Below are 20,054 nucleotides of genomic sequence, written 5' to 3' on the forward strand. Positions count from 1 at the left end.
TGGCACCCGGCAGCGGAATCTTGGCGGTGCTGCAGCATGAAGCTTGATTCCTACTGGACGGATTCATCGTCTGCCTTTGTTGCCCCGGTGCGGGAGCTACCCGCGCAGGTCGATGTGGCCATCGTTGGCGCGGGGTTTACTGGACTGTCGGCCGCACGGACCCTGGCCCGGCGGGGGGCGAACGTCGTCGTGCTGGAGGCTGGCAGCCGTGTTGCTGCCGAGGCTTCAGGGCGCAACGGAGGACATGTCAACAATGGGCTGGCCGTGGACTATGCCGATGTGGCGGCCAAGGTGGGCATCGACAAGGCGCGTGTCTGGTACCAGGCCTACGATGCAGCCGTAGACACGGTGGCCCGCGTGGTGCGCGACGAGGCCATTGATTGCGACTTTTTACGCCACGGCAAGCTCAAACTGGCTACGCGACCCAACCAGATGGCTGCGCTACAACGCAGCGCGCAGCGGCTGATAGACGATGGCGTGGACAACGACGTCGAGATACTTGATGCCGCACGGGTCCAGGCCGAGGTGCAAAGCGAACGCTTCCATGGCGGCCTGCTCTATAAACGCAGCGGCCAGATGCATATGGGCCGCTTTGCCGCGGGCCTGGCTGCTGCTGCTGAGCGCAGCGGCGCGCAGATACATACCGGTACCAGTGTTGAGCGCATTACGCGGACAGGCCCGGGCCGCGCCCGGCAGCTGCACACGGCGCGTGGCTCGGTGACAGCGCAGCAGGTGCTGCTGGCTACTGGTGCAACGCGTCACGGTGCTTATGGCAGCTTTGGCTGGCTGCGCCGTCGCATCGTGCCGATCGGCAGCTTCATTGTTGTCACCGAACCGCTCGGCGCCGAACGTGCACAGGCTCTGCTGGCCCAGCGCCGCACCTACACCACGGTAGCCAACATCCACCATTACTTTCGGCTCACGGCCGACCATCGGCTGGTGTTCGGCGGGCGGGCAAGGTTTGCGATCTCCAGTCCGCAATCGGATGCAGCGAGTGGGGAGATCCTGCGTGCAGGACTAACCGAGACTTTTCCGCAGCTGGGTGCCGTGCGCATCGACTATTGCTGGGGGGGGCTGGTCGATATGACGCAGGACCGGCTGCCCCATGCGGGTGAGCGCGACGGGTTGTATTACGCCATGGGCTATAGCGGCCATGGCACGCAGATGTCGGTGCATATGGGCGAAGTCATGGCCGATGTCATGGCTGGCCAGGTGCATGCCAACCCCTGGCAAGGCCGCGACTGGCCCGCTATTCCAGGCCACTTTGGACCGCCGTGGTTTCTGCCGGCGGTGGGTATGTACTACCGACTCAAGGACCGACTGGCCTGAGCGGTTACTGGTCAACCGCGCATCCTCCCCGTTTTCTTTCAACCCCAGGAGCTCACCACCATGAACTACAGAAAAAACAAGCTAGACCAACTTGTCAGTCCCGGCGAAAGCCTGCGGGTGATGGAATCGATACGACGCGGTGCCACGCGGCGCGACATTCTTACCATGTTGATGGCTGGTGGTATGCAGGCCACACTAGCTACCGGCCTGGCCAGTGTGGCGATGACGGCGCATGCCGAAACTCCGCGCCGCGGTGGGCGCATTCGCGTAGCCGGTGCCACGGCCGCCGCGAGCGATACGCTGGACCCTGCAAAGCAGTCGAACCAGACCGACTACTCGCGCGGCACCATGCTCTACAACGGTTTGACCGTGCTGGACGGCAGCCTTACGCCACAGCCTGCTTTGGCCGAATCGTTCACCACCAAGGATGCCAAGACCTGGGTCTTCACGTTGCGCAAAGGTGTGGTGTTCCATGACGGCAAAGCGCTGTCGCCAGCCGACGTGGTGTATTCGGTGATGCGCCACAAGGACCCGGCCACCGCGTCGAAAGCCAAGGTGCTGGCAGACCAGATAGAAAGCGTGAAGGCCACCGGCCCGAACGAGGTCACGATGGTGCTCTCCGCGCCAAACGCCGATCTGCCCGTCATCGTCGGCACCTTCCACTTCCATATCGTCAAGGACGGCACCACCGACTTCAACGCCGGCATCGGTACCGGCCCCTACAAGCTCAAGGAATTCAAGCCCGGTGTGCGTTCGCTGGTGGTGCGCAATGAGGCTTATTGGAAACCTGGCAAGCCCTACCTTGATGAGATTGAGTTCGTCGGTATTGGCGATGAAAGCGCACGCGTCAACGCACTGCTGTCGGGTGGTATGGACTTGGTGGCTTCGGTCAACCCGCGTTCGGTGGCGCGCGTCAAGGGCACGCCGGGCTACGCTATCTTCACCACCCAGTCGGGTCAGTATTCGGACCTGATCATGCGCAAGGACCAAGGCCCGGGCATGAACCTCGACTTCGCCATGGCGATGAAGTACATGTTCGACCGCGAGCAGATGAAGAAGACCATCGCGCTCGACTATGCCGTGATCGCGAACGACCAGCCGATAGACCCGACCAACCGTTTCTACTTCGAGGGCCTGCCGCAGCGCAAGATGGACCTGGACAAGGCCAAGTTCCACCTGCAGAAGTCGGGTGTGACCGGCAAGGTGCCGGTAGTGGCTTCGCCAGCGGCCATGTATTCGGTGGAGATTGCGCTTCTGCTGCAGCAGGCCGGACAGGGCATCGGCCTGGACCTGGACGTGAAGCGCATGCCGGCCGATGGCTACTGGTCCAACCACTGGCTAAACAGTCCGGTGGGCTTCGGCAATGTGAACCCGCGCCCGAGTGCCGATACGCTGTTGACCCAGTTCTTCCAGTCGGACGCGGCCTGGAACGAGTCGCGCTGGAAGAGCCCGAAATTCGACCAACTGCTGCTGGCATCGCGTGCTGAAACCGATCTGGCCAAGCGCAAGCAGATGTACGCCGATATGCAGACCATGATCCACCTGGAGGCAGGTATCGGCATCCCCTTGTTCCTGGCCAGCATCGACGGCCACAGCAGCAAGCTCAAGGGCCTGGCACCGATTCCGCTGGGTGGCCTGATGGGTTACTCCTTTGCAGAAAACGTCTGGCTCGACGCCTGACACGGAACGCCTTGATCGGCACATTTAGAACTCCGCAACTTTGCCCCAGGCCGAAGACTTGAAACGGTCAGGGTGGTAGGGCCGGGCATCTACAAGAGGTGTCGCACCGCTGACGATGTCGGCTATCAGATGACCAGCACCGGGACCAATGCCGAAGCCGTGTCCGCTGAAGCCGGCCGCCAGCACCAGGCCGGGTACGCTGGCTGTCTCACCTATGCCTGGCACCCCGTCCGGCGTGCTGTCTACATAACCGGCCCATGCCGCCGTGACTTCGCGGTCCTTCAGCGCCGGGACCAGGTCCAACGCGCGTTGGTAGGTCAAGCGCACGACCGCCTTGTCCACCGCTGGATCGAGGGTGCGCATGAGCTCCATCGGTGTCGGCTGGTCCAGCCGCCAGCGGGACATTCCTTCATGGCCCGACCGCATGCCTTCCAGTCCGCCCGGTGCCAGGTTGCGCCAGCGGCGCTGGAACATGGGCAGAAACTGGGCGGAGAAGCGCAGCAATTGCGGTGTGGGATCCACCCGCCCGCGGCCGCTGATGGCCACGGTGTAGCCGCCATTGCTGCGCCGGGTCATGGACACGGCGGTGGTGTGGAGTGCCGGCGGCAGTTCGCTGGCCCCCGGCGAGACCGCCAACACCGTCTGCCGGATGGCTGCTTGCGGGAACCGGATGCCGTACTGGCGGCAGAAAGAGGACGCCCAGGCGCCGCCTGCCAGCACGGCGATCTTGGTGCGTACCGTGCCCTTCTCCGTGACAACGCCAGACAACCGGCCACCTTCCATCTCGATACCGCGCGCCGCGCAGTCCTGGTGCACGCTGCCGCCGAGCTGCATGATGGCCCGGGCCACCGCCGGGGCTGCCCGCGATGGGTCTGCGGTGCCGTCGGTGGGCGAGAAGACGCCGCCTTTCCAAGGCTTGCCGGTTACGCGTCCGCGTTGGGCTGCCTCTTCGGCCGTCAGCATGTGTGTTTTTACGCCGACGGTGCGGGCGAACTCGCCCCAGCGCGCCCAGCCGGCCAGCTCCGCCTCGCTGTTGCTGAGGTAGAGCAGGCCACAACGCTTGAAGCCCGTGTCTTCGCCGGATTCGGCGCTGAACTGTTCCCACAAGTCCAGGCTTTTGGTGGCCATAGGTAGCTCGCGGGCATCGCGGTTCTGCTGGCGGCACCAGCCCCAGTTGCGGCTCGACTGTTCCGCACCGATGCGCCCCTTTTCGACCAGCGCGACCTTCAGTCCGCGTTGGCTCAGGTAATAGGCGGTAAAGCACCCGATGATGCCGCCACCGATGACGACCACATCGGCGTGGGTGGGCAGGTCTGGCGTGGTTTCTACAGCGGTGAGAGGTGCTGGCATGGTGAGGACGTTGGGTCAGAGTGGATGAACATCAAAAAAGGAATTCGCGATCACCAGCCGCCGAACCTTGGCCATTCGGCTTCGACCGTGCTGCTGTCACCGCGCACGACGTGGTAGCGGCCGTGCTGGGCACCGGTGGCGCAGGCATGGTTGGGCAGAATTCGTACGCGGTCGCCGATGGCCAGATCGGGCAGCGTGCCGCTGGAGCCGGGTCGGACGGTGATGATGCCGTGCTCCTGGTTGGCATCGGAGACGATCAGGTCGGGGTAAGGCTTGCCGGCGATGTCGCAGACCACGCCATAGCCCTGGTTCACCGCTTGTTTGGAGGTACCGCGGTCCTGCGACAGCGCCATCCAGCCGGCATCGACCAGTATCCAGCCCTTGTCGCGCTGGTGGCCTATCACTGTCGCCATGACAGACAGCGCGATGTCGTCGATGCGGCAGATGCCAATGCCCGCCATCACGAGGTCGAAGAACACGAATACGCCTGCCCGCACCTCGGTGATACCGGTCAGGTCCGTAGCGCTGTGCGCGGTCGGGGTGGAACCCATGCTCACGACTGGGCAGGGCCAGCCCGCATTACGCAAGATGGTGGCAGCCACAACGACACTGCGCCGTTCGTCTTCCGCACATTGCTGCAAAGCCTTAGTGCCGCGTGCGGCATAACTACCGCCGGCATGGGTCAATACGCCGCGCAGCGATGCGCCCTGTTCCAGCGCCTTGCCGATGGCCAGCAAAGCGGAGGCATCGGTCGGCAGCACGCCAGAGCGGTGACCATCGCAATCGATCTCGATCAGCGCGGGAATGGGGGCGCCGGCCTCGCGGGAGGCGGCTGCAACCGCTTCGGCCTGCGCCACCGTGTCGAGTACCACGGCGAGGTCGATTCCCTGGGCACGCAGCGCTTGCACCTGGGCCAGCTTGGCCGGCGCAATGCCGACCGCATAGACGATGTCGCGAACACCGGCGGCTGCGAACAGTGTTGCCTCCTTGAGTGTCGACACGGTGGCCGGACCGTGCGGCGAGTCCATGACCCGGCGCGCCACCTCGACCGACTTGGCGGTCTTGAGGTGCGGGCGCAGCTGCACGCCAAGATCCGCCATACGCCCGCGCAAACGTGCCACGTTGCGCTCCATGCGTGCGGCGTCGAGCACCAGGCAAGGGGTTTCCAGTGTGCGCAAGCTGCTGCTTTCGGTGGTCGCTTGCGGCGTCAGGTCTACGGTGGTCATTGCTTCGTTCATGCGGGTTCTCCAGGTCGGTTGATGGAGGAATTTTCCGTGTCGACCTATAAGTTTGCAATTTACGTTTTCTGCATTAAACATTAAGCTATGCCTTAATGATTACCTCTGAAGATCTCGCCTTTTTTGCCGTGCTGGCAGATTCCCGTTCGCTGGCCGAAGCCGCGCGCAAGCTCAACGTCACGCCGCCCGCGGTGTCGCAGCGCTTGCAAGCTTTGGAAGCCCGTGCCGGGGTGCAGCTGCTGGATCGCACAGGCCGGCGTTCCAGCCTGACCGACGAAGGCGCGCTGGTCGCTGCACACGGCCGCATGGTCGCCGACACCATCGACGCGCTCGCCGAAGCACTTGGCGACCGCACGAGCAAGGTGAGCGGGCACCTGCGTGTCGCCGCACCGCACGGCTTTGGCAGGCTGCACGTGGCGCCGGTCGCGGAGACCTTCGCACGTACGCATGCGGGCGTGAGCATTTCGCTGGAGCTCTCTGATCACCCCGGCGCGCAGCTTATTGAAAGCTGCGATGTGGTGATCCACATCGGGCCGGCGGGCCCGCCGAACCAGATCATGACTACGCTGGCGCCGAACCGGCGCATCTTGTGCGCCAGCCCTGCCTATCTGGAGCACGCCGAGCCGATTGCCGAGCCTGACGACTTGGCCAGACACCGCTGCCTGGTGGTGCGGGAGAACAATGAGGATGTCACGCTCTGGCGCTTCAGTGCCGCCAGGCGCGACCCCGTGACGGTTCGCATCAACCCTGTGATGTCCAGCAACGATGGCGCCGTGGTACGGGACTGGGCCTTGGCCGGCATGGGTATTGCCATCCGCTCGGAATGGAATGTCGCGGATGACATCGCGCAAGGCCGCTTGCGTGCGGTGCTGCCGGGATGGGAACTGCCTGGTGCCGACGTGGTGGCCATGTTGGGCTCGCGGCGCGGCCGCAGTGCGCGGACGACCGCCTTCCTCGCGATGCTGCGTCAAGCGCTCAACCCGGTTCCTTGGCGGCACCATCAGTAGCCAATGATGGCTTTGGTCTCTAGGTATTCCTCCAGGCCGTGGACGCCATATTCGCGTCCATTGCCAGAGCGCTTGTAGCCACCAAACGGTGCGTGTCCGTTCCAGGTGGGGTAGTTGATATGCACCTGTCCGGCGCGGATGCGGCCCGCCACGTGGCGGGCGCGATCCAAGTCGCTCGATTGCAGGTGGGCACCCAGGCCGTAAACTGTGTCGTTGGCTATGGCGATAGCTTCCGCCTCATCCTTGTAGGGCATGATCACCAGTACCGGGCCGAAAATCTCCTCCTGTGCGACCCGCATTCCGGGCGTCACATTGGAAAACACGGTTGGCTGTACGAAGAAGCCGTGCGCCAGTCCGACCGGTCGGCCCTGCCCACCGCAGACTAGCTTGGCGCCTTCGTCCATGCCGGCTGCAACCATGTCCTGCACCCGGGCAAACTGCGCGGCATTGGCGATCGGGCCCATGGCCGTCTTTTCATCGCGCGGATCGCCTACCGCGATGCTGGCCGCGGCCGCTTGCGCCAAGGCTTCCACTTCGGCCAGGCGTGACACCGGCACCAGCATCCGCGTCGGTGCACTGCACGACTGGCCTACGTTGCGCATGCCTGCGAGCACACCCTTGGCAACGCCGCTCTCAAAGTCGGCATCGTCAAGAAACACATTGGGCGACTTGCCGCCCAGCTCCTGCACTACGCGTTTGACCGTCACGGCGGCCGCCTGTGCCACCAGCACACCCGCGCGCGTCGATCCGGTGATGGAAATCATATCGACGTCCGGGTGCGACGCCAGCGCCGCGCCGACAACTTCGCCGGTGCCTCCCACCAGGTTGAACACACCGTCCGGTACGCCGGCGTCGTGCATCACCTGCGCGAAGAGTTGTGCGCTGTAAGGCGAGAGCTCGCTGGGCTTGAGTACCACGGTACAGCCGGCTGCGATAGCGGGCGCCACCTTGGCGGTGATCTGGTACAGCGGCCAGTTCCAGGGCGTGATCAATGCGCAGACGCCGATCGGCTCTTTGGCCAAGGCGGTGCCGCCCTCGTTGGTGAGAAAGGCGTAGCGCTGCAACACCTCCATTTGCACGCGCACATGGGCGATGGCATAGGGCACATGGGATGCCCGGGCGAAGCTGATCGCAGCGCCCATCTCGGTCACGATGGCTTGTGCGAACAGTTCCGCGCGTTCTTCCAGTAGTGCCAGGATGCGGCCTAGCAGGGCCAGTCGCTCCTCTACCGTGCTACGCGAAAAAGTCTCGAATGCGCGCCGGGCTGCAGCCACGGCCATATCGACATCGGTCGATGAACCGGCGGCGACATGCCCCACCACTTGCTCGGTGTATGGATTGACTACGGCGATCTGTGCAGCGCTGGAACGGTCGAGCCATTGGCCGTCGATATAGAGCCGCGCGTCGTTGAGGGTGAGGTTGGGGGCTGCCATGGTCTGGTTTTCTGTGCTTATGGGGTGGTCCGTGCTGTCCGGGGGGCGTTGCTTCAGGCCATGACCCATACCTTGCGCACGGTTTCAATCGTGCGCCAGGTGCCGATGTAGCCGGGCTTCATGATGAAGCAGTCGCCAGCCTTGTAGGTCACCGGTGCTTGCCCGGCCTCGGTGATTTCCACCACGCCAGAAAGGATCAGGCAGAACTCCCAGGTTTCGCCTTTGATGGAGTGGTTGACTCCGACTGTCGACTCGAACACGCCGGCACGCACCTGTCCATCCTTGGCGCTATCAACATCCCAGTTGCGGCAGACGATGTCACCCTCAATAACGCGGTCCGCTGGCGGCCGGTATTCGCGTGGTTCGCCGAGCTGGTCGAGGTTGAAGGAGACGAGAAGTTTTGACATGGAAGAGGCCTTATCCAAAGTTGCTTGCTTGATGCCTCTATGCTAGGGCGCACGTTGCAATATGGGTGCCGAAGCGGGTGCCACCAACAGTGGGAAATTGCCGATTCGCGGTCTCTCGCAGCGCAATCTGCCGGCAGGGTTTGTCGGTAGATTGCGTACGCTTTCAGTAGCCTCGCACGCGGTCCACCAGTCCCACCATGGGCTCGCCGGATTCGAAGCGGCGCAGATTGTCCAGCACCACGCGTGCAGCACTGAGCGGGTGCGTCATGCTCGCGATATGCGGGGTCAACGCGATGTGCGCATGCGACCAAAATGGATGCGACGCGGGCAGAGGTTCAGGCTCTGTTACGTCGAGTATGGCGTCACCGATGTGCCCTGTTTCCAGGGCTGCCAGTAGATCGGCATCAACCAGTTGCGGCCCACGTCCGACATGTACCAGGCCTGCGCCTTTGGGAAGTTGGGCGAAGAGCTTGGCATTGAGAAATCCGCGCGTCGCGTCGGTCAGAGGCAGCAGGCAGACGAGTATGTCGGTGCGTGCCAAAAAGCCAGCCAGGCCTTCGCTGCCCGCGTGGCATTGCACGCCGTCGATATGGTGTTGCGAACGGCTCCAGCCCGCACAATCGAAACCTAGTGCCTTTAGCTGCGCGAGCACGGCCTGCCCGAGCGACCCGAGGCCGAGAACGCCAACGTGCCGGTCGGCGGCTGGCCGGACCTGCAGTGGCCGCCAATCGGCCTGCTGCTGCTGGCGACGGTACTTGGGCATGTCCCGGTGCAGGTCCAGCACGGCATGGGTCACATACTCCACCATGCCACCGACGATGCCTGGTTCCACCATGCGTACCACCGGCAGGTCCGCCGGCAGCGCATGCAAGTCGAATTGGTCCACGCCTGCACCGGAGGAGAACAGCACCTTAAGCTTGGGAAATAGGTGAGTGATGTCATCGGGGGGCACCCAGGCCGCCAGGAATCGCACTTGCTCGGGATCGCCGACATCTGGCCAGATCCGAAAGTCGATATGTGGTGCCTGCGTACGAAATACGTCGGCCCATACGCGACCGCGTACCGGATCGGACTTGTAGACAAAGCTGAATGCGTGCATTCCGGTCCTTAGCCGATGGCCTGGGTTGTGATAGCAAAGAGTACCGGCCCGCCTTTGGTGACTGGTAGTGGTGTGCCGCGCACCATGGTTGTCGGTGCATCGACCTCCGCCAGGCCGATGGCGGTCAGCCAGTCGCCCAGGTCCGCGTTGGCATCCACGTCGATGCGGGTGAAATGGCCGGCGTTTTGTCCGGCCAGGTGGGCGATCAACGCCTTGGCACCTTCCACGTCAGGGGCGACTACCGGCCCGATGACGTGGCCACGACCAAAGCGGCGCAGCATGGCGAAGCCTCGTGGTGTTTGTTCGCAGTCCAGCACCACACAGGCTTCTGCCCGTTCCAGCAGGTCTTCTATCAGTGCGGGGCGGGGCATGCCACGCGCAGTTGCATCCAGCGATTGCAGTGCGGCCAGTTCGTTTTGACCCGCAGGCCTCAGGCGGCAACCCGGGGGTAGCTCGATCAGCGGCGTCGGCTTGGCCAGGCCCTGGTGCTGGCGCACTCCGCCAGTGACCTTGAAGCCCATTTTTTCATACAAGGGGCGGCCGGCTTCGGTCGCTTGTAGCAGCACGCTATGTGCGTCCAGCCCGTCGAGTAGGGCGTCCATCAGTTGGCGGCCTATGCCGCGGCCCTGGCACGCCGGACTCACGATGATCAACCCCAGCGACGCATGTTGCGCGCCCCAGCGCCAGCGCAGTGCGGTGCCCACGATCTTGCCGCCTTGTTCAGCCACCGTGCCTTCAGCATGTTCAAAGACTTGTGCCCAGTCGGTCGGGCGGTGCGGCCAGCGAAGTTCGGCGGACAGCGCGTGGGCCTGCTCGATGTCGTCGTTGGTCATCGCCCTGAAGACCACGCGGTCTTCGGCGATGTCGGAAGGGGAAGATAAGGGCATACGGGAAATCTCTCTTGCAAACATGGGAGTGCACCGATCTTGACCGACATCGATGCACTACGCCAGAGTCAAGATGCATGTTGCTGCAACTCGCAAGCATCTTCTGTGGCGGCCCGGCGCTTTGCAATTCGCTGCCGCTGCAGCCCGGCTTACGCATACATATGCTGCGGCTGTTTGTCTGGTGCCGGGTACGGTGGCGGTGCGATGCAGCAGGCGTACCGCAGCCGGCTATTTAGCAAGTCTGGGTGGCAGGACTAACCTGCTCTAGCCTTGCTTCAAAAGCGTGCCGGGTGGATGCGCCGCAGCACACCACGGTGCATACCGCACGCATGCGGTGCGAACCGCACGCCATGCCGCGCTCCCTACTTCAAACAGCAGCTTGGGATCAAAACGCCAGCCATTTCCATACAACCCTTGTGAGCTTGCGTGATTCAATTACTTCACATCAAGACGTCGCGGAAATCAGTTATGCCGCAACCCGTTTCCGGTCGGACACCGGCACATCAAGGATCAGCAACCATGGCTTTTCGTCCCAAGTACATCACCTTCGACTGCTACGGCACGCTCACGCGCTTCCGTATGACCGAGATGACCCGGGTCATTTTTGCGGACCGTATTCCGGCCGATCGTATGGAGCAGTTCATTGCAGACTTCACCAGCTATCGATTCGATGAGGTTCTGGGTGACTGGAAGCCTTATGAGACCGTGTTGAAGAATGCCGTGCGCCGTCTGTGCAAGGCCTGGAAGATCCAGTACCTGGATAGCGATGCGCAGCAATACTACGACGCCGTTCCGACCTGGGGACCGCATGAAGACGTACCGGCAGGCCTGTCCAAGGTTGCGCACGAGATCCCGCTGGTGATTCTCTCCAATGCCGACGACTCTCAAATTCAGAAGAACGTCGCCATGCTGGGTGCGCCTTTCTACCGTGTCTACACCGCCCAGCAGGCCCAGGCCTACAAGCCACGGCTGCGCGCTTTTGAGTTCATGTTCGACTCGCTGGGCTGCAACCCGGAGGATGTGCTGCACGTTTCGTCCAGCCTGCGCTACGACTTGATGTCGGCCGCAGACATCGGCATTGTGAACAAGGTGTTCGTCAATCGTGGCCATGGCCCCGGCAATCCGGCTTATGGCTACACCGAGATCCAGGACATCGGCGGCCTGGCTGGCGTCGTCGGTCTTTGAGTCATTTACTCCCCCATTCACCGTTCTAGAAGGAGTGCATCCCCATGAGCAATAGCCGCAATCAGTTCGATAGTCTTGTCCATCCCACAGACAGTGTCCGCGTGATGGAGTCCCTGCGCCGCGGAGCTTCGCGCCGCGATGTGCTCACCATGCTGATGGCGGGCGGTATGCAGGCCACCCTGGCTGGTGGTGCAGCCACCTTCGCGATGTCTGCCCATGCGCAGACACCACGCAAGGGTGGGCGTATTCGTGTCTCGGGGGAGCAGACAGCCGCTACCGACACGCTGGATCCGGCCAAGCAATCCAACCAGGCCGACTACTGCCGCAGCACCATGCTTTTCAATGGCTTGACCGTGCTCGACGCCAGCCTCACCCCGCAGCCAGCCCTGGCCGAGTCGTTTACCACCCGCGATGCCAAGACCTGGGTCTTTACGCTGCGCAAGGGGGTGACCTTCCATGACGGCAAGGCGCTCTCGCCAGCGGACGTGGTGTATTCGGTGATGCGCGTCAAGGACCCGGCCACGGCCTCCAAGGCCAAGGTGCTGGCCGACCAGATCGAAAGCGTCAAGGCCACCGGTCCGAACGAGGTCACAATCGTGCTGACGGCGCCGAACGCCGATTTGCCGACCATCGTCGCTACCTTCCACTTCCACATCGTCAAAGACGGCACGACCGACTTCGCCGCGGGCATTGGCACAGGCCCCTACAAGCTCAAGGAGTTCAAGCCTGGCATACGCTCCATCGTGGTCCGTAACGAGTCTTACTGGAAACCCGGTAAACCTTACCTCGATGAGGTCGAATTTGTGGGTATCGGCGACGAGAGTGCCCGGCTCAATGCGCTGCTGTCCGGTGGCATGGATCTCATCAACGGCGTCAATCCGCGCGCTGTCGCACGTGTCAAAGGCACACCGGGTTTCAACATCCTGACGTCGCAGTCCGGTCAATACACCGACCTGATCATGCGCCGCGACCTGGGCCCGGGTACCAACCCTGACTTCGCCATGGCCATGAAGTACATGCTGGACCGCGAGCAGATGAAGAAGACCATTGCACTGGACTATGCAACGGTCGGCAACGACCAGCCTGTGGACCCGACCAACCGCTTTTACTTCGCAGGCCTGCCGCAGCGGACCATGGACCTGGACAAGGCCAAGTTCCATCTGCAGAAATCGGGTGTGAGCGGAAAAATTCCTGTCGTGACCTCGCCTGCGGCCACTTACTCCACCGAGATCGCCTTGCTGATGCAGGAAACGGGTCAGCGCATCGGCCTAGAGCTGGATGTCAAGCGCATGCCGTCCGACGGTTATTGGTCGAACCACTGGCTCAGCAGCCCGATTGGCTTCGGCAATATCAACACCCGGCCCAGCGTCGATACCTTGCTGACACAGTTCTTCCAGTCCGACGCGCAGTGGAACGAGTCGCGCTGGAAGAACCCCAAGTTCGACCAACTGCTGCTGGCATCGCGTGCCGAAACCGACCTGGCCAAGCGCAAACAGCAGTACGCCGACATGCAAACCTTGATCCACCAGGAGTCCGGCATCGGCATTCCCATGTTCATTGCCAGCATTGACGCCTACAGCTCCAAGGTCAAGGGCTTGGAAGCCCGGCCGCTGGGCGGGTTGATGGGTTTCTCCTTTGCCGAGCACGTCTGGCTGGACGCATAAGCGCTGCGTGATGGCCTGAATAGCCACGGACATGACCGCCCGCCACAGTGTGCCCATTTCTTGCAAGTGCTGTGCAGGCGGCAGGTTGCTGTACCTGAAAGATTGATATGAATGCCCTGATTCTCAAGCTGCTCGGCCAGCGCATTGCCATTGGCTTGCTTTCCTTGCTGGCCGTCTCAGCGCTGGTCTTTGCGATCACTGCCGTGTTACCCGGAGACGCCGCGCAGGAGCAGTTGGGTCAGGATGCGACCCCAGCGGCCCTGGCCGCGCTGCGTGCGCAGATGGGTCTGGACGTGCCCGCCCCGTTGCGCTATATCCACTGGCTGGGCGGCGTTCTGCATGGCGATCTTGGTACCTCGGCAACGACCAGCATGCCCGTGGGTGAGCTGGTCGCCAGCCGCCTGCCCAATTCGCTGCTGCTGGCGGCCGTGACCGCCGTTTTCTCGGTTCCCATCGCTCTGGCATTGGGTATCTCTTCGGCGGTATGGCGCAGTTCCTGGTTCGACCGGTTTGCGTCTACCGTGGCCGTCGGCGTGGTGTCGGTGCCTGAGTTTCTGGTTGCCACGTTGGCAGTGCTCGTCTTCGCGGTCAAACTGCATTGGCTACCTGCGCTGTCTTATGCGAGTGATATCGAATCCATAGGGCAGATGCTGCGTGCCTTTGCGATGCCGGTGCTCAGTTTGTGCTGCGTGATCATCGCGCAGATGATGCGTATGACCCGTGCTGCGGTCATCGACCAGCTTGAAGCGCCCTACATCGAAATGGTGCGTTTGAAGGGGGCCTCGCCCTTGCGCACGGTGATGGTCCATGCGCTGCCTAACGCTATCGGTCCGATTGCCAATGCCGTGGCTTTCAGCCTGTCCTATTTGCTGGGCGGCGTGATTATTGTCGAGACCATCTTCAACTACCCCGGCATTGCCAAGCTGATGGTGGACGCAGTCGCCCAGCGTGACATGCCGCTGGTGCAGGCCTGCGCCATGATCTTCTGTGCCGGCTACCTCATCCTGGTGACACTGGCCGATGTGTGCGGCATCGTCGCCAACCCCCGCCTGCGCCACCTCTGAGTAGCCTGTACCTGGCTTGCATCTCTTTGCGATATCCCCTCAACGCCCCCAACACATAAGCGATACCCCATGGAACCTGTTGTGCAAACCTTGACCGCTCCTCCCGTGGCCACCCCGCGCGGCGCTTGTCGACGCTGGCTATCCGGGTTCGGTTTATCTGGTCTGGTGGGCCTGGCGGTGCTGGCCATCTGGATGCTTGCCGCATTGTTCGGCCCAGCGATGTTGTCGCGAGAGCTTGCCGGCTCCGGCAGCAATGCCGTTTTCGCCCCCATCAGTGCCGCGCATTGGCTGGGGACGGACTATCTTGGCCGCGACATGCTGGTGCGCGTGGTCAATGGCGCCCGTTACACCGTGGGCGTAGCCCTGATCGCTACGCTGTTCGCCAGCGGCGTGGGAACCGTGCTGGCCCTGTTGGCCGCCAGCGGCAGCAGGGCGCTGGATGCCATGCTCAGCCGTGGACTGGACACCCTCACTGCCATACCCAGCAAGATGTTTGCGCTCATCATGGTGGCGGGGTTCGGTTCCTCGGTGGCCATGCTGGTGGCCACGGCCGCCATCATCTATATCCCCGGCGCCTTCCGCATTGCCCGCTCGCTGGCAGTCAACATCAATGCGCTGGATTACGTGGTGGTGGCACGCACCCGCGGCGAGGGCTCGCTCTACATCATGCTGCGTGAAATTCTGCCCAACATCCTGGGCCCTATGCTGTCCGACCTGGGGCTGCGTTTCGTCTACGTGGTGCTGTTGTTGGCAGGCCTGAGCTTTCTCGGCCTGGGCATACAGCCGCCAGCCGCCGACTGGGGTTCGTTGGTGCGCGAGAACATCGGTGCGCTGCCCGATGCAGGTGCCTCGGTGATCGCTCCGGCCCTGGCCATCGCCAGCCTGACCATCGCTGTCAACCTGGTTATCGACAACCTGCCGGGCCGTGCGGCCCGCGAACGCCGCCGGGGAGCACACTGATGGGCGCGCCTGTTATTGTCAAAGACCTGCACATCACCGCAGGTGGCCAGACGCTGGTGGACCATCTCAGCTTCTCCATTCAACCGGGCGAAGTGCTGGCACTGATTGGCGAGTCCGGTTCCGGCAAGACAACCACTGCGCTGGCTCTGATGGGCCATGCCCGCAGCGGCTGCACTATTGCAGGCGGTAGCGTGCGCATCGGCGATGTGGACGTGTTGACGCTGGACGCAGCCGGGCAGCGCACCCTGCGCGGGCGCCGCGTGTCCTATATCGCTCAAAGTGCGGCGGCCTCCTTCAACCCTTCGCGCACGCTGCTGGACCAGGTGGTGGAGCCCACGCTCATCCACGGCCTCATGAAGCGGCCTGAAGCCGAAGCCAAGGCCGTGGCGCTGTTTAGAGAGCTTGCGCTGCCCAGTCCCGAAACCATTGGCGCGCGTTATCCGCACCAGGTGTCCGGCGGGCAGCTGCAGCGCGTGATGGCGGCGATGGCACTGATCACCGACCCAGACCTGGTCATACTCGATGAACCAACCACCGCGCTCGACGTCACCACCCAGCTGGAGGTGCTGCGCGCCTTCCGCCGTGTGGTGCGCGAGCGCCGTGCCACGGCGGTCTACGTCAGCCATGACCTGGCCGTCGTGGCCCAGATGGCCGACCATATTCTGGTGCTGCGCAACGGGCAGATGCAGGAAATCAACGCGACCGAAAACATCCTCAGCCAGCCAGCCCAGCCCTATACCCAAAGCCTGCTGGCTGCGGCGCGTCCTGCGCCCCGGGTGTCGCCGCAAGGCTGTGGCAGCGAGCTGCTGCTGGACATCCACGACCTCTCGGCTGGTTATGGCCCCACCGACCTCCAGGGCCAGCCCGAAAAGCTGATCCTGCAGAACATCGACCTCAAGCTGTACCGCGGCCAGGCCATCGGGGTGATTGGCGAATCGGGCTCTGGCAAGACCACGCTGGCGCGCGCTGTGGCCGGGCTGATCAAGCCTTGCGGCGGCGGCATCATCTTCCAGAACCGCGAGCTGGCACCAACGCTCACCGAGCGCAGCAAGGAAGAGCTGCGCCAGATCCAGATCGTCTTCCAGATGGCCGACACGGCACTCAACCCCTCGCAGACCATCGAGACCATCCTGGCGCGGCCTTTGGTGTTCTACAAGGGCCTGCGCGGAGCGGCACTGCAAAAGCGCATCCGCGAGCTGTTGGATCTGGTCAAGCTGCCGCACACCGTGGCTGCGCGTTTGCCCGGTGGGCTCTCGGGCGGGCAGAAGCAGCGCGTGAACCTGGCGCGCGCGCTGGCTGCCGACCCTGACCTCATTCTTTGCGACGAGGTGACCTCGGCGCTGGATACCGTCGTTGGCGCTGCTGTGCTCGACCTGATCGCCGAGCTGCGGCGTGAACTCGGCGTGTCCTACCTGTTCATCAGCCACGATCTGCACACCGTGCGCGCGGTCTGCGATGAAATCGTCGTCATGAAGGACGGCCACAAGCTCGCGCAAGTTGCCCGCGCTGACTACAACCGCGGCCCGCACCATCCGTATTACGAACTGCTGGAACGCTCGGTGCCCGAGCTTCGGCGCGGCTGGCTCGATGAGATGGATCAACGGCGCGCTGTGGCCTGAATGACAAGCCCCACCTTCACAAGGACCTGATAGCCATGGAACCTAGCTTTCGCATCGCACTCATCGCCGGAGACGGCATCGGCAAGGAGGTACTGCCCGAAGGTCTGCGCGTGGTCCAGGCCGCCGCCGAGCGCTTCGGTTTCTCACTGGAGTGCCGCACCATGGACTGGGCCAGCTGCGACTACTACCAGACACACGGCCAGATGATGCCGGACGACTGGAAAGAGCAGCTCAAGGGCGTCGATGCGATCTACTTTGGCGCCGTGGGCTGGCCGGCCACCGTGCCCGACCACGTGTCGCTCTGGGGCTCGCTGCTCAAGTTCCGCCGCGAGTTCGACCAGTACATCAACCTGCGCCCGGTGCGCCTGTTCGAGGGCGTGCCCTGTCCGCTGGCCGGCCGCAAGCCGGGCGATATCGACTACTACGTGGTGCGCGAGAACACCGAGGGTGAATACACCTCGCTGGGCGGCATCATGTTCGAGGGGACCGACCGCGAGATCGTGGTTCAGGAGTCGGTTTACTCGCGCAAGGGGACGGACCGCCTGCTGCGTTTCGCCTTCGATCTGGCGCAAAGCCGGCCCCGCAAGCATGTGACCTTGGCCACCAAGTCCAACGGCATTGCCATCAGCATGCCCTGGTGGGACCAGCGCGCGGAAACGGTGGCCAAGGACTACCCCGAGGTGGTGCTGGACAAGCAGCACATTGACATTTTGACCGCACGCTTCGTGCTGCAGCCCAACCGCTTCGACGTGGTGGCGGCCACCAATCTGTTTGGCGACATCTTGTCCGACCTGGGCCCCGCCACCACCGGCACCATCGGCCTGGCGCCATCGGCCAACCTGAACCCGGAGCGCAGCTTCCCTTCGCTGTTCGAGCCCGTGCACGGCTCGGCCCCTGACATCTACGGCAAGAACATCGCTAACCCGATCGCCATGGTCTGGTCGGGTGCCTTGATGCTGGACTTTTTGACCCATGGCGAAGGTGTGGGCCGCGCCGCGCACGACGCGATCGTGCGTGCCATCGAAGACGTGCTGCGCAGCGGGCCACGTACGCCGGACCTGGGGGGCACGGCCTCGACCACCGAGGTTGGCATCGCCATTGCCGAGCATGTTGCCGCCGCCTGATCTCTTCTTACTTTCACATCCTATACCTCCATGCCACTGACACTTCAACGCCAGGACCTGCTGCCTGGTCGCCAACTCATAGGCACCGAATGGTGCGAAGCCAGCGATGGTCGCCGCCTGGAGGTGAGCGATCCCGCCACCAACCTGGTGTTTGCCAGCGTGCCCGATGGTTCGGCCGCCGACGCCAGGGCTGCAGTTGATGCCGCCCAGGCCGCCTTTCCCGCCTGGCGCGCCGTGCCGGCCAAGCAGCGTGCGCAGGTCATCAAGCGCTGGAACGATCTCATCCTGGCCCACCAGGAAGATCTGGGGCGGCTGATTTCACGCGAGCAGGGCAAGCCCCTGGCCGAAGGTAAGGGCGAGGTGTTGTATGCGGCCAGCTACGTGGAATGGTTTGCCGAAGAGGCCACCCGTGCTGGCGGCGACATCATCCCCGCGCCGGTGCCGGGCCGCCGTATGTTCGCCTTCAGGGAGCCGGTGGGCGTGATTGCGGCCATCACGCCGTGGAACTTTCCGGCGGCCATGATCGCCCGCAAGATCGCGCCCGCCCTGGCGGCGGGCTGCACCGTGGTCTGCAAGCCGGCCGAGGACACGCCGCTGACATCGCTCGCGCTGGTAAAGCTGGCGCAGGAGGCCGGCGTTCCGCCGGGCGTGCTGAACATCGTCACCGCCTCGCGTGAGCGCACCCCCGAGGTTGTCGATGTGTGGCTGGACGACCCGCGTGTGCGCAAGGTCACCTTTACCGGCTCCACCCCGGTGGGCAAACACCTGGCGCGCCGCTCGGCTGACACGCTCAAGAAGCTCTCGCTGGAACTGGGTGGCAACGCACCCTTCATCGTGTTCGACGACGCTGACATCGACGCGGCCATCGAGGGCCTGATGGTGTCCAAGTTCCGCAATGGCGGGCAGACCTGCGTGTGCCCGAACCGCATCTATGTGCAGGCCGGCGTGCACGACGCCTTCGCCCAGAAGCTGGCCGCACGTGTGGCTGCGCTGGTGGTCGGTCCGGCGACCGACGCCGCGTCGCAGATCGGCCCCATGATCAACGCCCGTGCCGTCGAAAAGATCGAGCGCCACGTGCAGAACGCAGTGGCCAATGGTGCCTGTGTGCTGGCTGGCGGTCAACGTCTGGTGACGCTGGGGGCGAACTACTACGCGCCCACCGTGCTGGTGGAAGCGACGGCCAGCATGGACTGCTCGTGCGAGGAAACCTTTGGGCCGGTGGCGCCGATCACCCGCTTTACATCGGAAGCCGAAGTTCTGGCCGCAGCCAATGCCACGCCGTTCGGGCTGGCCGCCTACTTCTATTCCAGCGACGTGCGGCGCATCTGGCGTCTGGCGGAGGCGCTGGAGTGCGGCATCGTCGGTATCAACGAAGGCGCGCTGGCGGCGGAGGCGGCGCCCTTTGGCGGCGTGAAAGAGTCTGGCTACGGCCGCGAGGGTTCGACCCACGGTCTGGCTGAATACATGCACCTGAAGTACGTGTGCCAAGGCAATTTGGCTTGATTTTTCGGGGGGCGTGCCGGGTGGGCAATGGGCTAAAGTGGCTGCTTCAAGCCACCCAGGAACCCCATGCCCATCCAATCCCGCCTGCACCGCCCGTTCGGTGCGCTTACCACCCTGACCAATGGCCGCCACAGCTGGAGCGCCGATGTGGACGCCACCCTGGGCTCCGACGATCTGGGGCCCGACCCGCACGACCTGCTGGACTCGGCCCTGGCCGCCTGCACCAGCCTGACGCTGGAGCTGTACATCCGCCGCCGCAAGCTGGCCGTGACCGACCTGCGCGTGGATATCAGCCACACCGAGAGCAAGACCGAGGACGGCAAGGTCCGCTACGCGCTGCAGCGCAGCTTGCACATTGAAGGCGACATCACGCCCGAGGAGCGTGCCAAGCTGCTGGAGATCGCCAACAAATGCCCCATCCACCGGGTGCTGGAGGGCGAAATCAGCGTCGCTACCAGCCTGGCAGAGTAGTTGCTATATTTTGAATAGCTGCTTGCGCAGGTAT

Annotated in this window: 17 protein-coding genes; 11 read left to right on the top strand and 6 right to left on the bottom strand. The window is 63.5% G+C overall.

The features are described 5' to 3' along the window. Nucleotides 1-36: 36 nt before the first annotated feature. Together AC07R0_RS04430 and AC07R0_RS04435 are read left to right on the top strand one after the other, a co-directional pair. Nucleotides 37-1,329, top strand: a complete 1,293-nt coding sequence (locus AC07R0_RS04430) for an NAD(P)/FAD-dependent oxidoreductase (protein ID WP_495073723.1) — start codon at nucleotides 37-39, stop codon at nucleotides 1,327-1,329. 60 nt (nucleotides 1,330-1,389) lie between these two features. Beyond that, a complete protein-coding gene (locus AC07R0_RS04435) occupies nucleotides 1,390-3,009 on the top strand; it encodes an ABC transporter substrate-binding protein (protein WP_495073722.1) in 1,620 nt (539 codons plus the stop codon). Nucleotides 3,010-3,033: 24 nt separating this feature from the next. On the opposite strand, the gene AC07R0_RS04440 is transcribed toward AC07R0_RS04435, so the two are convergent. Together AC07R0_RS04440 and AC07R0_RS04445 are read right to left on the bottom strand one after the other, a co-directional pair. Then, entirely contained in the window at nucleotides 3,034-4,359 is a 1,326-nt protein-coding gene (locus AC07R0_RS04440) for an NAD(P)/FAD-dependent oxidoreductase (protein WP_495103935.1), read from the bottom strand. Between the two features lie 50 nt (nucleotides 4,360-4,409). Beyond that, complete coding sequence (locus AC07R0_RS04445) at nucleotides 4,410-5,597, bottom strand: DSD1 family PLP-dependent enzyme (protein WP_495103936.1); 1,188 nt, start codon at nucleotides 5,595-5,597, stop codon at nucleotides 4,410-4,412. A gap of 95 nt (nucleotides 5,598-5,692) precedes the next feature. Between AC07R0_RS04445 and AC07R0_RS04450 the strand changes: the two genes are divergently transcribed. Then, nucleotides 5,693-6,604: a LysR family transcriptional regulator gene (locus AC07R0_RS04450; RefSeq protein ID WP_495103937.1), complete on the top strand. Its 912-nt coding sequence runs from the start codon at nucleotides 5,693-5,695 to the stop codon at nucleotides 6,602-6,604. Here the strand turns inward: AC07R0_RS04450 and AC07R0_RS04455 are convergent. From AC07R0_RS04455 to AC07R0_RS04470, 4 genes are all read right to left on the bottom strand, one after another. Continuing rightward, a complete protein-coding gene (locus tag AC07R0_RS04455; RefSeq protein ID WP_495103938.1) occupies nucleotides 6,598-8,037 on the bottom strand; it encodes an aldehyde dehydrogenase family protein in 1,440 nt (479 codons plus the stop codon). The two genes, AC07R0_RS04450 and AC07R0_RS04455, sit on opposite strands and share 7 nt — an antisense overlap. A 53-nt stretch (nucleotides 8,038-8,090) precedes the next feature. Beyond that, nucleotides 8,091-8,444, bottom strand: a complete 354-nt coding sequence (locus tag AC07R0_RS04460) for a cupin domain-containing protein (protein ID WP_116607683.1) — start codon at nucleotides 8,442-8,444, stop codon at nucleotides 8,091-8,093. Nucleotides 8,445-8,607: 163 nt separating this feature from the next. After that, nucleotides 8,608-9,543 (bottom strand): 2-hydroxyacid dehydrogenase, encoded by a 936-nt coding sequence (locus tag AC07R0_RS04465; protein WP_495103939.1) that lies wholly within the window; start codon nucleotides 9,541-9,543, stop codon nucleotides 8,608-8,610. Nucleotides 9,544-9,551: 8 nt separating this feature from the next. Then, nucleotides 9,552-10,430, bottom strand: a complete 879-nt coding sequence (locus tag AC07R0_RS04470; protein WP_495103940.1) for a GNAT family N-acetyltransferase — start codon at nucleotides 10,428-10,430, stop codon at nucleotides 9,552-9,554. 519 nt (nucleotides 10,431-10,949) lie between these two features. On the opposite strand from AC07R0_RS04470, the gene AC07R0_RS04475 reads away from it, so the two are divergent. The 8 genes from AC07R0_RS04475 (at nucleotide 10,950) to AC07R0_RS04510 (ending at nucleotide 20,020) form a co-directional block, all read left to right on the top strand. After that, nucleotides 10,950-11,615, top strand: a complete 666-nt coding sequence (locus tag AC07R0_RS04475; RefSeq protein WP_495073714.1) for a haloacid dehalogenase type II — start codon at nucleotides 10,950-10,952, stop codon at nucleotides 11,613-11,615. Between the two features lie 44 nt (nucleotides 11,616-11,659). After that, nucleotides 11,660-13,279, top strand: a complete 1,620-nt coding sequence (locus AC07R0_RS04480; RefSeq protein ID WP_495103941.1) for an ABC transporter substrate-binding protein — start codon at nucleotides 11,660-11,662, stop codon at nucleotides 13,277-13,279. 107 nt (nucleotides 13,280-13,386) lie between these two features. Then, nucleotides 13,387-14,343 carry an ABC transporter permease gene (locus AC07R0_RS04485; RefSeq protein WP_495103942.1) on the top strand — a complete coding sequence of 319 codons (957 nt, stop codon included), beginning with the start codon at nucleotides 13,387-13,389 and terminating at the stop codon, nucleotides 14,341-14,343. A 69-nt stretch (nucleotides 14,344-14,412) separates the two neighbouring features. Next, nucleotides 14,413-15,303, top strand: a complete 891-nt coding sequence (locus tag AC07R0_RS04490; RefSeq protein ID WP_495103943.1) for an ABC transporter permease — start codon at nucleotides 14,413-14,415, stop codon at nucleotides 15,301-15,303. Beyond that, nucleotides 15,303-16,922: an ABC transporter ATP-binding protein gene (locus AC07R0_RS04495; protein WP_495103944.1), complete on the top strand. Its 1,620-nt coding sequence runs from the start codon at nucleotides 15,303-15,305 to the stop codon at nucleotides 16,920-16,922. The genes AC07R0_RS04490 and AC07R0_RS04495 overlap by 1 nt, the downstream gene beginning before the upstream one ends. Before the next feature lie 35 nt (nucleotides 16,923-16,957). Continuing rightward, complete coding sequence (locus AC07R0_RS04500) at nucleotides 16,958-18,046, top strand: tartrate dehydrogenase (RefSeq protein ID WP_495103945.1); 1,089 nt, start codon at nucleotides 16,958-16,960, stop codon at nucleotides 18,044-18,046. 30 nt (nucleotides 18,047-18,076) lie between these two features. After that, nucleotides 18,077-19,549 (top strand): NAD-dependent succinate-semialdehyde dehydrogenase, encoded by a 1,473-nt coding sequence (locus AC07R0_RS04505; protein ID WP_495103946.1) that lies wholly within the window; start codon nucleotides 18,077-18,079, stop codon nucleotides 19,547-19,549. Between the two features lie 66 nt (nucleotides 19,550-19,615). Continuing rightward, on the top strand, nucleotides 19,616-20,020 hold the full coding sequence (locus tag AC07R0_RS04510) for an OsmC family protein (protein ID WP_495103947.1): 405 nt from the start codon (nucleotides 19,616-19,618) through the stop codon (nucleotides 20,018-20,020). Nucleotides 20,021-20,054 lie beyond the last annotated feature (34 nt).

It is taken from the genome of Rhodoferax sp. GW821-FHT07F03, from assembly GCF_059418745.1.